14 protein-coding genes and 1 riboswitch are annotated in these 12480 nt (G+C 41.5%); of the genes, 9 read left to right on the plus strand and 5 right to left on the minus strand.

Going from position 1 to position 12480, the window contains the following annotated elements; translation table 11 throughout:
• Window positions 1-2: 2 nt before the first annotated feature.
• Window positions 3-554 (minus strand): thiamine phosphate synthase, encoded by a 552-nt coding sequence (locus AWH49_RS12570; protein WP_157723724.1) that lies wholly within the window; start codon window positions 552-554, stop codon window positions 3-5.
• Window positions 555-636: 82 nt separating this feature from the next.
• A riboswitch (TPP riboswitch) is annotated at window positions 637-746 on the minus strand.
• A 201-nt stretch (window positions 747-947) separates the two neighbouring features.
• Between AWH49_RS12570 and AWH49_RS19290 the strand changes: the two genes are divergently transcribed.
• The 5 genes from AWH49_RS19290 to AWH49_RS12590 all read left to right on the plus strand — a co-directional run bounded on the left by AWH49_RS19290 (window position 948) and on the right by AWH49_RS12590 (window position 4997).
• Window positions 948-1091: a Fur-regulated basic protein FbpA gene (locus AWH49_RS19290; RefSeq protein ID WP_082862825.1), complete on the plus strand. Its 144-nt coding sequence runs from the start codon at window positions 948-950 to the stop codon at window positions 1089-1091.
• Window positions 1092-1491: 400 nt separating this feature from the next.
• Window positions 1492-2496 (plus strand): lactonase family protein, encoded by a 1005-nt coding sequence (locus tag AWH49_RS12575; protein WP_063966005.1) that lies wholly within the window; start codon window positions 1492-1494, stop codon window positions 2494-2496.
• Entirely contained in the window at window positions 2497-3276 is a 780-nt protein-coding gene (locus tag AWH49_RS12580) for an SDR family oxidoreductase (RefSeq protein ID WP_018395414.1), read from the plus strand.
• 104 nt (window positions 3277-3380) lie between these two features.
• On the plus strand, window positions 3381-4250 hold the full coding sequence (locus tag AWH49_RS12585; RefSeq protein WP_063966006.1) for a DUF6612 family protein: 870 nt from the start codon (window positions 3381-3383) through the stop codon (window positions 4248-4250).
• Between the two features lie 93 nt (window positions 4251-4343).
• Window positions 4344-4997 (plus strand): uracil-DNA glycosylase, encoded by a 654-nt coding sequence (locus AWH49_RS12590; RefSeq protein WP_094777174.1) that lies wholly within the window; start codon window positions 4344-4346, stop codon window positions 4995-4997.
• On the opposite strand, the gene AWH49_RS12595 is transcribed toward AWH49_RS12590, so the two are convergent.
• A complete protein-coding gene (locus tag AWH49_RS12595) occupies window positions 4959-6230 on the minus strand; it encodes an MFS transporter (protein ID WP_063966007.1) in 1272 nt (423 codons plus the stop codon). The genes AWH49_RS12590 and AWH49_RS12595 overlap by 39 nt on opposite strands.
• 193 nt (window positions 6231-6423) lie before the next feature.
• Here AWH49_RS12595 and AWH49_RS12600 point away from each other — a divergent pair, with 193 nt between their 5' ends.
• The 3 genes from AWH49_RS12600 (at window position 6424) to AWH49_RS12610 (ending at window position 9305) form a co-directional block, all read left to right on the plus strand.
• Window positions 6424-7356 carry a manganese-dependent inorganic pyrophosphatase gene (locus AWH49_RS12600; protein ID WP_034288522.1) on the plus strand — a complete coding sequence of 311 codons (933 nt, stop codon included), beginning with the start codon at window positions 6424-6426 and terminating at the stop codon, window positions 7354-7356.
• A 178-nt stretch (window positions 7357-7534) separates the two neighbouring features.
• Complete coding sequence (locus AWH49_RS12605) at window positions 7535-8422, plus strand: YitT family protein (protein ID WP_026221827.1); 888 nt, start codon at window positions 7535-7537, stop codon at window positions 8420-8422.
• Between the two features lie 268 nt (window positions 8423-8690).
• Window positions 8691-9305, plus strand: coding sequence for a PH domain-containing protein (locus tag AWH49_RS12610; protein ID WP_034288525.1), 615 nt, complete (start codon window positions 8691-8693; stop codon window positions 9303-9305).
• A gap of 55 nt (window positions 9306-9360) precedes the next feature.
• Here the strand turns inward: AWH49_RS12610 and AWH49_RS12615 are convergent, their stop codons facing one another.
• From AWH49_RS12615 to AWH49_RS12625, 3 genes are all read right to left on the minus strand, one after another.
• Window positions 9361-9786 carry a hypothetical protein gene (locus AWH49_RS12615; RefSeq protein WP_063966008.1) on the minus strand — a complete coding sequence of 142 codons (426 nt, stop codon included), beginning with the start codon at window positions 9784-9786 and terminating at the stop codon, window positions 9361-9363.
• Between the two features lie 84 nt (window positions 9787-9870).
• Window positions 9871-10650 carry an HAD family hydrolase gene (locus tag AWH49_RS12620; RefSeq protein WP_018395422.1) on the minus strand — a complete coding sequence of 260 codons (780 nt, stop codon included), beginning with the start codon at window positions 10648-10650 and terminating at the stop codon, window positions 9871-9873.
• A 35-nt stretch (window positions 10651-10685) separates the two neighbouring features.
• On the minus strand, window positions 10686-11108 hold the full coding sequence (locus tag AWH49_RS12625; RefSeq protein ID WP_063966009.1) for a hypothetical protein: 423 nt from the start codon (window positions 11106-11108) through the stop codon (window positions 10686-10688).
• Window positions 11109-11248: 140 nt separating this feature from the next.
• Here AWH49_RS12625 and AWH49_RS12630 point away from each other — a divergent pair, with 140 nt between their 5' ends.
• Window positions 11249-12376, plus strand: coding sequence for a diacylglycerol/lipid kinase family protein (locus AWH49_RS12630; protein WP_244886839.1), 1128 nt, complete (start codon window positions 11249-11251; stop codon window positions 12374-12376).
• Window positions 12377-12480: the final 104 nt, after the last annotated feature.

A 12480-nucleotide genomic window follows, 5' to 3' on the forward strand; every position in this document is an offset into this window, starting at 1 on the left:
TTTCACTCCTCTTTTTTAAAAAAAGCAGAAATCATCGCCGCACCAGCCGCGCCCGCTTCAATTACTGTTTTCACGTTACCGGAATGAATGCCGCCGATTGCGATGACAGGAATAGAAACGGCCTTTGTTACACCGCGCAGCGCATCTAGTCCGCGACCAGGGAGACCTTCTTTTGAAGGGGTCGTGAAAATATGGCCGAAGTAAATGTAGTCAGCGCCATCTATCTCTGCTTGTCTCGCTGTATCCACAGAATGAACAGATTTGCCGGCCTGGATGTCTGGGTGGGAACGCTTGAATATTTTCAAGCGTTCATCGAATTCTGTAAAGTGGACCCCTTGTAATCTATAACGAACAGCGATATCAGGGCAGGAATGAACGATTAATTTCTCGGGCGAGATGCCGCGTTTTATCATGTGCTTTATTTTTGAATCAATGTCTGTTTCAGATAACTGCTTTTCGCGTATACAAATCGCTTCAACATTTGGATAAAGAGAGGCAGCAGTCACTATGGCTTTTTCAGAAAGGCCGGTACCGTCCGTTACTGCATGAATCAAATGCATCATCTCCATTTTTAAACATACAAAAAGCGCTGCTTCCCAGTATGGAAAGCAGCGCTGTATAAATAACACAATATAAATAAAGGTCTCGCCACTTTCCTACGCCAGTACGAACTAGATCAGGTTCCAGGAATCCCAAAGTAATCACTTTGATCTCAGCCTTTTTAAAAGGCACCTCCAGTGGATTAATATTCAGTTTTTTTTAGCTTATCATAGTATTCAGATAATGTCACCTATGAAAATGATTTGTAAAAGCACAAGACAAAATGACGGAATTTATTTGAAAACAAGCTTTATTTTATTTTTTGTAAAAATATGTCGTGAAATATGTTTCATAACATGCGCATATAGGGAATAGAATAAAGGTAATAAGAAAAAAGGGGAAGCCGTATGCATACAGAGAAGGAACAAATGATATGGATTGAACGGTTAATGAAAAAAGGGATTTTTAAATATGGTAACCGTCAGCTTTATGAATTAACGGTCGATGAATTGATTCATTTAAATGATGGAAACAAACAAATAAATAATTAAGAAAAAGCTCAAACGCAGTCCGTCGCGTTTGAGCTTTTTTCTTTTTTTAGCGTTGAGTAGACACCAGGTTCACGGTTCTCTGCGTAATAAATAAGTGGAATGTGCCGGTTAAAAAACGATGAAAATGAATCCGATAAAATGAGTAAGGGAGCTCTATTAATAAAAAGCCGAGTGATACGACAGTGATCAGTTATATGAATGTATCTTGTAGGCAAACAGCATTTCTTTTAATGTCGCATGTTTTTTCTCTAAATTGCGCGGTTCTGGCAGTCAGCCCGCCAATTTCATGCGTTTGCTGAAAAATATATACCAGAAAAAGTGTAAACTTTTCTTTTTACGTATGAAAAAGAGAATGGCGGGTAATAAGAAAAGAGATGTTTAAAATAGAGGAGATGACTGTTTGAATTATATAATCTGGATTGGCAGCTATGCGAAAAAAGAAGAACCAGGCATTTATAAGGTAAATGTGGATACGGACAATGAAAAGTTAAACGTGACGGGCCGATACGCCGGTGCTGAAAATCCATCTTTTTTAGCAGAAGCAGACGGATATTTATTTGCGGCATCCGAAATGATGAAGGGTCAGGTAGCTCTTTTTAAAATTGATGAAGAAGGATTGGATAGACGAGCGACAGCAGATGCGGGTGAAATGGCGCCATGTCATATTTATGCAGAAGACACATCAGCCTGGACCGCCAATTATGGGGGATCAGTGACAAAATATGAACGCGACGGCGATCGCTTGACGAAAACGGCATTTGTGAAACATGAAGGAAGCGGGCCGAATGCAGAACGGCAAGATGCACCGCATGTTCACTCTGTTACACCGTTTCCAGATGGGTTGCATCTAGTCGTATGTGACCTTGGAACCGATACGCTTGCTGTATATGAAAAAAATGAACTTAAGCTCGTAAAGGAAGTGAAAACAGCACCGGGTTCGGGACCACGAATGGCGCTTTTTCATCCGGACTTGCCGGTTTTATATGTCATAAATGAGCTAGATTCAACTGTTTCAATTTACAAGGTGGAAATTGGCGGAAATATTATGCATTTAGACACAATCGCTGCGCTTCCGGCTGGATACACCGGCGTGCATACAGGTGCTGATCTACAATTTAGTCCCGACAAGAGGTTTCTATACGTGTCTATTCGTGGATGGAACGGGTTTGCTATTTTTGATATTCAAGGAGAAGGTGCACTTTCACAGCCGCGTCACGTAGAAGGAGCGGGGAAAACACCACGCAGTTTTTACGTGTTGCCGGACGCACCGTATTTAGTTACAGCTTATCAAGATTCAAATGAACTTGCCTTGTTTAAAATAGAGGAAAATGGGTTACCCGTTTTTATAGAAGAGAAAGTTACGATTCGAGAACCAGTATGCGTCATTAAGAAAGGAGAAAAATAAATGAATATTTCGTTAAAAGGAAAAACAGCGCTCGTCACAGGCGGGGGTTCCGGCATTGGCCGCGCAACAGTCATTCGTTTTGCAGAAGCGGGAGCCAATGTCATCCTTCTGGATCGGAGCCCGGAAAATTCAGATGATCTTGTGAAAAAAATCGGCGAAGACCGTGCTTTGCATGTAAAAGCGGATGTGTCAAAAGCAGATGAGATGGAAAAAGCGATTAATGAAGCGGCTGCGAAGTGGGACGGCATCGATATTGTATTTGCAAATGCCGGACAAAATGGGACATTTACACCGCTTGAACATTTGGATCCGGACGACTGGAATTCCGTTATAATGACGAATTTAACCGGCACCTTTTTAACGTTAAAATATTCTATACCTTATTTGAAAAAAAATGGTGGAAGCGTCATTATTACATCGTCTATTAATGGAACAAGGACATTTAAAAATTTTGGCTTTTCTGCCTATGCAACAACGAAAGCGGGTCAAGTCGGTCTCGGCAAAATGGCTGCTGTTGAACTCGCACAGTTTAAAGTGCGTGTAAACGTTATTTGCCCAGGCGCGATTGAAACGAATATTGATGAAAGTACAAATATGGAAGATGAGAAGCTGAAAGAAATTCGTATACCAATTGAGTATCCGGAAGGCAATCAACCGCTTGCAGGAGGTTCTGGAAAGCCGGAACAGGTCGCGGATCTCGTTCATTATTTGGCAAGCGACGCTGCAAGCCATGTGACCGGCTCGGTCATTTATGTAGATGGAATTGAATCACTATTATGATTTTTCCGGTAAAAATGGAAATTTGTCGAAACTTTTTCAAATCACTTTCGTATTGAAGATGTATAACCCCTAAACGGGGAATTCAAGAACGGGAGAGGATTAATTTGAAAAAATGGGCACAATTCTTGGCGGCAGGTGTATTAACGATGGGGCTTTCAGCCTGTGGTCAAACAGCAGAACCAACGCCGGAAACGAGTAAAGATGCGACGAGTGATATGACGCTGGCGGAAGTATATGACAAGTCAATGGCTGTATCGAATGAAACGAAAAGCTTAAGTGCTAAGATCGATATGACGCAAAACATGGAACAGCCTTCTCAGGACTTATCAATGGAAACCATCTCTGTTATGGACATGGATATCATAACGGATCCGCTCGCCCTGCATCAAACAGGCACAACGACGATGAAAGTGGATGGCTCAGAGGAAGCAGAATCGATGAAAACGGAAATGTACATGACAGAAGCTGGCTTTTTTATGAATGATGAAACGACAGGTCAATGGGTGAAGATGCCGTCAGAAATGTATGATCAAATTACAAAAATGTCGAAACAGCAATCGGACCCATCACAGCAGTTAAAGCAGCTTGAGGCCTTTAAAGATGATTTTACATTTGAACAGACAGACAGCGAATATGTGTTGAAGTTAGCAGCAGCAGGTGAAAAGTTTAATGCGCTCATTGAAGAACAGATGAGCCAGTTTATGCCGACGCTTGAGGGAGAAGAGGGCCAGGCAATGATGGATCAAATGCTGGCCGGTATGAATATCGAAAAAGTAGATTACACGATTTATATCGATAAAGAAACGTTCGAGACAACGGCAGTCGACATGATCATGGATATGACGATGGAAATGGACGGCGAATCGATGAAAATGAATCAGGTCATGAATGCCAACTACAGTAATTACAACGGTGTAGAAGCGATCATAGTACCAAAAGATGTTGTGAACAACGCGCAGGAATTACAGCTATAATGTTTCGTACAACCCCCGTTTTTAAACGGGGGTTTCTTGCGGATGGAGAACGGGAATGAGGGCATTATTAGAATAGAGAAAGAGGTGAATGATATGAGAATCCCGGAGGAGCTGGCAGAACAGGGAAAGAAGAGAATTGCACTGTATCCAGTCGAAGGATTTGTATACGGAAGCGGCCCGGAATATGCAAAAGTGATGCTTGTCGGTGAAGCACCCGGTGAAACAGAAATCGGCAACGGCATTCCGTTCAGCGGACGCGCGGGTAATGAGCTGATGAAGTTTCTGGAGATAGCCGGTGTCACAAGAGAAGAGGTATACATAACGAGTGCCGTCCGGAGCCGTCCCTATAAATGGGGTGAGAAAAACGGTCCAGACGGTACGAAAATTAAACGAAAATATAACCGGGCGCCGACAAGCGGCGAAATTCTAGCTCATGCGCCGCTCTTAGATTATGAAATTGAACATGTAAAAGCCCCAGTGATCGTCGCACTTGGCAACATTGGCTTAAAGCGGCTCATCGGCAAAGAGAAAAAAGTATCTGAACTTCATGGTAAATTGCTTATTCAGCCTGTTTTGCGCTTGAATGGAGATAAATATGAATGGACGGGAAAAGAATACAGGATCTTTCCAACCTTTCATCCGGCAGCGATTTTTTACAATCGTCGTTTATTGGAACTTATTCATTCTGATATGAAAAACTTGCGTGAATTACTCGGGAATCTTCCGGTGAATGAGCAGTCCGATTAAAACGAATAACATAAGAGAAGCGAGCGCCACTCGGCTCGCGATATTGCCATAGCCAGCAAGTACGAGCGTGATCGTCCCGTACATGAGCGGGCCGACAATCGCCGATAATTTGCCTGAAAAAGCGAACAAACCGAAAAACTGGCCGCGCTTGTCCTCAGGTGACAGTTCAATAATGAAAATGCGCGATGTCACCCAGACTGCGCCAAGTGCGACGCCGAACAGGCTGCCGGTTACCCAGAACATGGGGCGGTTAATCGCAAATGTGCCGAGCAGCAGAGCGAAGAATAAAATAATGCCAACATAAAAGACGGCCTTTTTCGCGCCAACAGCCCGGGTAATATAGCCGAAAATAAACGAGCCGATAATGCTTGAAATCGTCGATACAAGATAAAGCAAAATGAATTCGCCGGATGTAAAACCGACAATCGCTTTTGCATATAAAGCCATCATGGCAATCGCCGTGGCAATTGCGTCATTAATGAAAAAGTAGACAATCATAAACAGAAAAATCGGCCGGTAGCGGCGCATATCTTTAAACGTATGCCAAACATCGTGGTAACCGGCGAAAAATGGCCGTTTTTCTAAGGCAGGACCCGGTGTTTCTTTGTATAAAAATAGCATCGGCATCGTAAAGATGAAAAAGAGAACAGCGGTCGGAATAAAAGCATCTGCATAATTGGCTTTACTTACGAGCGGATAGACAGCTAATCCGACAAGCGTCCCCATATAACCGACTGCGACTCCAAAGCCAGACAGCACAGCCATCGTGTCTTTCGTCCCGATATCAGGCAGCATCGCATCGTAAAAAATTAAACTAGACTGATAAAAGAACTTTGCGGCGACAAATAACGCAACGACTGCGGCAAATGCTGCCGGAAGTCCGCCAAATTGACCGAGACTGAGCGGGGCTATCAAGCCCATTAAAGCAGTGAAGATAATGGCTGCCAGCGCAAATACCATGACGTATCGTTTTTTTCGTCCCGTCCGGTCGATCCATACACCGAAGAGCGGTGAAAATAATACGAGGAAAAAGCTTGATACGGCATTCGCATAAGATAAAAATGTACTGGCAATTTGATCGAGCCGTTCGTCACCCCCGGCTACTTCCTGCACGTAAAATGGGAAAAAAATGGTCGTAATATTAGATGAAAAAATAGTATTTGCAAAATCGTAAAGCGCCCATGAAAGTACAGGAAGGGTTAAAAATAATTTCCAGCTCTGGCTTTTTTGCATAAAACACCTCCATCTTAATACTAATTCGCACTTTAATGAATGTATCCTGCCATTTTACAATAACTTAATGTTTAAACCAATTAATCTTATGTGAATTTAATCGATTTTCAGTTATACTAAAATTAAGTAAGCATCTTTTTCCGTTTTGCGTTAAAATAAAACGGAACATTATACATAAAGTGAGGGAAAACACATGGGAAAAACATTTATTTTCGGTCATAAAAATCCGGATACCGACACAATCTGTTCTGCGCTTGTTTATGCAGACTTGAAAACGAAGCTAGGCTTTGACGTAGAAGCAGTCCGTCTTGGCGATGTAAACGGTGAAACAGAATATGCATTGAAACAGTTCAATACAGTAGCACCACGTTTAATCGAAAAAGCAGCATCTGAAGTCGAAACGGTTATTCTTGTCGACCATAACGAACGTCAGCAAAGTGTTGACGATATTGACGACGTGCGGGTTCTCGAAGTCATCGATCATCACCGTATCGCAAACTTTGAAACAGCTGATCCGTTGTACTATCGCGCTGAGCCGGTTGGCTGTACAACAACGATTTTGAACAAATTGTACAAAGAAAACGGTGTAGAAATTGAAAAAAATATCGCTGGCTTAATGCTGTCTGCGATCATTTCCGATTCTCTTTTATTTAAATCACCGACTTGCACAGAAGAAGATGTAAAAGCAGCGAAAGAATTAGCTGCAATTGCTGGTGTAAACGCAGACGAATATGGTCTTGATATGTTGAAAGCAGGCGCTGATTTAAACGGAAAAACAGCCACAGAGCTTATTTCAATTGATGCGAAAGTATTTCCAATGGGCAGCAAAAAGGTTGAAATTGCTCAGATTAATGCCATTGATCCAGCTGACGTTCTGGCTCTTAAAGCAGATCTGGAAGAAGCAGTAACAAATGCGATTAATGAAAAAACATTGGATCTGTTCCTCGTAGTCATTACGGACATTTTAAACAGTGACTCGGTTGCGATTGCGATCGGAGCGGAAGCATCTGCTGTTGAAGAAGCATACAATGTGAAACTTGATAACAACACGGCCCTTTTAAAAGGCGTTGTATCACGTAAAAAACAAATCGTTCCAGTTTTGACTGAAATTTTGCAGGCGAAATAAGATCATCCAGTCCTTTCGAAAAGGATCTCCTTTTCGAAAGGTTTTTTTATAGAAAAAAGAATGCTTACTCCTCCAAAAAAAGAAAACGCTTTCAGTAAGACCGCTTTTTTTTTGTGTGAAAAATAGTTATAATAAAGGAAATAGAGTGTAGGGGCGTGGACGCATGGATAATGAACCAATGACGGAACAGGAAAGTCTGCTTCAAAAACAGCACCGAAGATTGACATTTAGAAGGTTGATTAAACGGATTTTATTTATTTTTATCGGTGCTGTTATGATGGCGGTTGGAATTGAAATTTTTCTTGTTCCGAATTCGATAATGGACGGCGGAATTGTCGGGATCTCTATTATTTTATCGAAATTGACAGGTGTGAAACTCGGTCTGTTTTTATTCTTATTAAATATTCCTTTCTTTTACCTCGGATATAAGCAAATCGGAAAGACATTTGCGTTATCGACGGTTTTCGGTATCGCGATTTTATCGGTTGCCTCCACTTTTTTTCATCCAGTCCCCGCGTTTACAGAGGACATTTTACTGGCAGCGGTATTTGGTGGGCTGGCGCTTGGAGCGGGTGTCGGCATCGTTATTCGTTATGGAGGCTCGCTTGACGGGACAGAGATTCTCGCCATTTTAATTAATAAAAGACTGCCTTTTTCCGTAGGTGAAATTGTCATGTTTTTTAACATTTTTATTTTTCTATGGGGTGGATTCGTATTCGGATGGGACCGAGCGATGTATTCCGTTCTTGCCTATTTTATCGCATTTAAAACGATTGATGTTGTTATTCAAGGTCTTGATGAATCGAAATCAGCATGGATCATTAGCGATCAATACCAGGAAATCGGGGAAGCAATTATTGCCCGCCTCGGACGCGGTGTGACCTATTTGAACGGGGAAGGTGCATACACCGGCGATCATAAGAAAGTTATTTTTTGTGTGATTAACCGCCTTGAAGAAGCTAAACTAAAATCGATCGTGGAAGATATGGATGAAGGTGCATTTCTTGCGGTAGGGGATATCGCTGAAGTGCGTGGCGGTCGATTTAAGAAAAAAGATATTCATTAATAAGGAGTGTTCCGGGCAGAGTCCGGGGCATTCTTTGAATTTGTAGTTGGTGAATAAACAGTTCAAGCTTCAAAGTCAATGAGACTTTGAAGCTTTTTTATTTGATCAGAAGTGAGTATCGAATGTGAAGGAAACATAGATGCTTTTATTCTAAATTGATTATAATGTGACTAAAAAGGAAAAAAGAAATTAGTTGCATATATAATGAAACTTTTAAATTTTTTAAACGTATTCATTCACATACTGTATAAAAAAGGAGAGGGTATTTATGTTTGGAAAAGTAGCAGCGGATGTACTTGGATTGAGCGATGTTGGAGCGGTTATTAAACCAGCGGATTACGATAAGGTAGATGCTGATGATTACATCATGCATGAAGATAATGAAAAAATTTATTTTTTAATTAAATCAAAAGCAGATGAGTATTGCTTCACGAATCTCGGTCTCGTTCACGTTGACGGTGCGAATGCCGTTAGCAAAAAGAGAATGCTGCGCCGATTTAACTATGTCACGAATCGCGTCTCGAATGTCATGCTTGAGACGGCAGGTACAGTTGACCTTGATGTGGAAATTAAATTTACACTCGGCAATGAAACGTATTCAATCGACGTGCACAAAAAGCATCTTGAAGAATTAAAAGATTTGTATAAGGCATTATTGAAAATTGCCGAAATGCAGCATGAAAATGAGATGTATCTTGGCTATTCACAGCAAAGTCTTGATATGTCAGCAAGCAGCGTTCAACATATTACAAAGACGCAAATTGATCTGGCGGGCGAATTTGAAAAAATAAATAATTATGCATTTAACTGGTTAGTGCAATCAAGTTCAAGGTACCGCGTAAAAGATTTTGGGAAAGTGTTTGAAAAATATATTAATAACTGAATATAAATGCATGCATAAAAAAGCGATGAACACTCAACAGAGCGCTCATCGCTTTTTAATATTCGACTGTTAGAGATTCAAGTTCAGATTGTTCACATGGAACGACGGTATAGCCAAGCTGTTCGACCTTACTGGTCATATTTTTAGAGCAGTCGGGGCCAACGACTAAAAAAGTACGGTCGCGCTGTACCTTTTCATGGATCATTGACAGCATGCCGAAAAGAGCTGATGTCTTTTCTTCTGATAACGTCTGTGTGAATGAAGACGTCGATTCTGTTACTGGGATGATCCATAGCTCACAAGCATCTTCGGTTTGTAACAGCTGTTCAAAGACTTCTGCTTTTTCAAGCGGTGTTCTCATCGTGTCGTCGCGAAGTTCATATACTTCTTTATCGATCATCACATTTTCTGCGAACGGGCGGCTATCTTTCTGATCAAAAACTTTAATGTCCAATTTAGACGGTTCAAAATGTTTATTCATCCATTTCTCTCCTCTGCCCTGTCAAACAGGTCTATCTCTTTGTTTAAACTCATATACCCGTTTTCAGAGAAGAATAAACCATTTTTATACGATCGTCAAAATTTCTTTTAAACGGCCAATCGTATGATGTGGGTTTGCTCCATCAATGATTTTGCCTTCACCATGATCAATCCAGACGGATTCTATGCCGGCACGCGTTGCACCAAGAATATCCGTCCCTTGATTGTCACCAACCATAAGAGCGTCTGCTGCTTCGACATTCATTAGTTTCAGCGCATGATCAAAAATTGCTTTTTCCGGCTTGCCAAACCCGAAATGGCCCGAAATTAAAATATAATCAAAATAAGGGACAAGCTCCGGAGTCATCGTTAATTTTTCTAACTGAAGGGAAGGCGCTCCATTTGTCAATAAAAGAAGACGGTACCCTTTTTCACGGAGTTCATTAAGTACCGTGAACGTTTCTTCATAGACAAATGGTGATTCGCGGCGAACGGAACGGAAACGCTCACGTGCCCATTCAGCTTCAAAAGAAGGGATACCTGCTGCAGACAGGCCATTTTTCCACGTTTTTAGCTGATAATCCGCAATGTTTTCACCCATATCACGGAATAGACTATAATGAACGTCGCCAAAATCACCCCACAGTCCTTCAAATGGGTTAATGCCAATAGAAACCGTCACTGGATAAAAAGAATACGTTTCATATTGTGCATGAGCAGCAGTACGGACATGCTGTTCAATCTCTCCAGCATCTTTTTCATATTTTTCGGCAATCTCACCGCACGTTACGTCAAATGCCGTTTGAATGCTTTTTTTATCGTTGAGAAGTGTGTCATCGAGGTCAAAGAATAGTGCTTTTTTCAAAATGTTGTCTCCTTCATATATGCGTAGTCTAGGTGCTATTTCGACAAAAAGCGTAAAAATCCTCCTTTTCGACGTGGAAAAGATAAAAAAGGGGGCGGAGTATAATCGGGAATACGCTGGACCGGAAGCCGAGCTATTTTTTCAGCCAGTTCTGTATGTAGCGCCAGTATATGTGCCTGCTGTTCTTCAAGTGCGCAAAGGCGTCTGTCAATAATCGAGAAAAATGCGTTTTGTCCAATAAGATTTGCTGCTTGACCCGGGGGCAATTTTTTGGAAGAAGCGGTTTCGATCATGCGCCGGAGCGTCGCCAGCTCTTTTTCATCAAACAGCCGTTCATTGCGTTTGCCTGTTTCAAATCGAAACCCTGCCCCTTCAAGTGCCATCACATATTTGCCAAGCGTCGACAGGCTGATCTCAAGCGCTGCTGCAACTTCTTTTGCACTGTACCTTTCAGCCAATTGTATCCCTCCGTTTCCTATTTATCTTTAATTCTTTCTTCGTCCGCTCGTATATTCCTTTCACTAATTTTAGCGAAAAAGCACACATGACGATGTTCTTTTCGTCAATTTTCGGGTATACCATGCTTAGGTGAAGAAACATGAATTTAATAAAGTGGTTTTACACAAAGCGATATAACATAAAAGCAATTTATGCCGAGTTTCCGAATTCAACCGTCATTTTTCGGCCTATCAACCGATATTACTTCGTTTATAATGTCAACTGGTCGGAGAACGATCCACCTGTGACGAAAGAAAATCTTGAACAAATGGAACAGGGATTAAATGACGAACTAGGCACCGGTCACTTTTACCGTAATCGCAAATCAAAAAAACAGGGGGTCCCCGCAGTGAAAAAAGCGATGATTATTGTTAATCCATCATCTGGAAAGGAGCAAGCAGAAGAACACATTGATCAAGTAAAGGAACAGCTTGAAAAATCCGGGTATAACGTTGATATACGTTTGACGGGAGGGGAAGGAGATGCGATGCGCTTTGCAAAAGAAGGGTGTGATTCAAAGTATGATGCTGTTATTGCAATGGGCGGCGATGGGACGATGAATGAAACGGTCAATGGCCTTGCCGAACAGCCGTATCGTCCTGAGATGGGTGTCATTCCTCTTGGAACAGTGAACGATTTTGCACGTGCGCTCAATGTGCCGATTGATCTGATAGAAGCGATTGGCGTGCTAGGGGGCAAGACGGAATTGGCGGATATCGGTAAAATAAATGACCGCTATTTTTTGAATGTTTTAGCACTAGGAGGCATTGCTGAAGCAACTGGTGAAGTCACATCTGAACAAAAAACATCAATGGGATCGCTTGCGTATATTATCGAAGGATTAAAAACATTGACGGATAAAACACCATTTACGATCACAGTGGAAGCAGATAGCGGCACATATGAAGAAGAATCGCTTCTTTTTTTAGCAGCATTGACGAATTCGGTCGCTGGCTTTGAAAAGCTTGCACCTGATGCTAAAGTAGCCGATGGACAGTTTCACTGCTTTATCGTGAAAAATGTGGCGCTGCCTAAATTGCTGCGGATTGGGGCAAATTTATTAAAAGGAGACTTTCAAAAAGATCCTGATGTCATTTATTTCACATCGGAAAAATTGAAAATCAGTTCATCGCTGGAGTTGAAAGCAAATGTAGACGGTGATATGGCGGATACTGTGCCGTTTGAATTAAAAGTGCTTCCAGGTCATTTGACTATTTTTACTTCTTAAAATAGCTGGACGGGCTGTTGTTTTTGCAGATGACAATTGAATCAGATCATTATTTGCGTGTTTTTAATGCTTTATTTTTTGTTATACTCAGAAAAATGAAACCG

Source organism: Domibacillus aminovorans (genome assembly GCF_001643235.1).
In the GTDB taxonomy this organism is placed as follows: Bacteria; Bacillota; Bacilli; order Bacillales; family Domibacillaceae; genus Domibacillus; species Domibacillus aminovorans.

What these genes read in the sequence shown, in the direction of transcription:
- AWH49_RS12630 (WP_244886839.1), top strand. Translation starts at nt 11,249, where the DNA reads ATGAATTTAATAAAGTGGTTTTACACAAAGCGATATAACATAAAAGCA.
- AWH49_RS12605 (WP_026221827.1), top strand. Translation starts at nt 7,535, where the DNA reads ATGACGGAACAGGAAAGTCTGCTTCAAAAACAGCACCGAAGATTGACA.
- AWH49_RS12595 (WP_063966007.1), bottom strand. Translation starts at nt 6,230, where the DNA reads ATGCAAAAAAGCCAGAGCTGGAAATTATTTTTAACCCTTCCTGTACTT.
- AWH49_RS12615 (WP_063966008.1), bottom strand. Translation starts at nt 9,786, where the DNA reads ATGAATAAACATTTTGAACCGTCTAAATTGGACATTAAAGTTTTTGAT.
- AWH49_RS12610 (WP_034288525.1), top strand. Translation starts at nt 8,691, where the DNA reads ATGTTTGGAAAAGTAGCAGCGGATGTACTTGGATTGAGCGATGTTGGA.
- AWH49_RS12580 (WP_018395414.1), top strand. Translation starts at nt 2,497, where the DNA reads ATGAATATTTCGTTAAAAGGAAAAACAGCGCTCGTCACAGGCGGGGGT.
- AWH49_RS12590 (WP_094777174.1), top strand. Translation starts at nt 4,344, where the DNA reads ATGAGAATCCCGGAGGAGCTGGCAGAACAGGGAAAGAAGAGAATTGCA.
- AWH49_RS19290 (WP_082862825.1), top strand. Translation starts at nt 948, where the DNA reads ATGCATACAGAGAAGGAACAAATGATATGGATTGAACGGTTAATGAAA.
- AWH49_RS12600 (WP_034288522.1), top strand. Translation starts at nt 6,424, where the DNA reads ATGGGAAAAACATTTATTTTCGGTCATAAAAATCCGGATACCGACACA.